The following is a 672-nucleotide window of genomic DNA, read 5'->3' as shown; positions in this document are numbered from 1 at the left end:
TAATTTCACCACCTTCAGCGACAGTGGATGTATCCACAGACAACGTGGCGGTTACTTCGCTGACGGTGTCGGTGATATTGACGACCGCCTTACCGCCCAATTGCAGATCTTCGAACTGCTTGCCATCAACGCTGGCGTCGGTTACGCCCAGGGAGACCTGGCCCGGATCGGTGAACACGTCGTCGCCCTGGGCGTCGAGCTTGTATTCGACCTCGGTCTCGCCAGCCTTGATGACTACTTTGTCACCATTGCTCAAGGTGACGGTCAGGTCGTGGTCCAGCTTCTGGCTGACCTTGACGGTGAAGGACGGCTGTTGAGCCTCGGTTACATCGCCATTGCCAGCGATGCTGACCATCACGGTGTCGATACTGTCCTTGATCTGGGTTTCGACGGGTGCGGTGTTGAGCGTCAGCTTCTCGAAGTTGCCGCCGCTTGCGCCTGTGATGGTCGTGCTGACGGTGCTGCCATTGACGAAGACATCATTGACCGGAGTCTGGAAGTCCACGGTGCCCGTGGTTTCGCCGGCCTTGATGGTGATGGTCTGGCCATTGGACAGGGTCACGGTGACCGGCGTCTGGGCGGGGTTGCTCAGGGTGGCGGTGTAGGTGATCACGCCCCCTTCGGTGATGCCTGGTGTCGCGGTCAGGGTGACGCTGGTGGTGTCGACCGAAT

The 672-nt window shown here is 59.5% G+C and carries 1 protein-coding gene; it reads right to left on the bottom strand.

Annotated elements, in window-relative coordinates; translation table 11 throughout:
* The coding region (locus IRZ56_RS22915; protein ID WP_196147027.1) for an immunoglobulin-like domain-containing protein at positions 1-672 on the bottom strand (672 nt) is incomplete at both ends.

It is taken from the genome of Pseudomonas guariconensis (assembly GCF_015680235.1).
Taxonomy (GTDB): domain Bacteria; phylum Pseudomonadota; class Gammaproteobacteria; order Pseudomonadales; family Pseudomonadaceae; genus Aquipseudomonas; species Aquipseudomonas guariconensis_A.
This window is presented reverse-complemented; position numbering and strand designations above follow the sequence as displayed.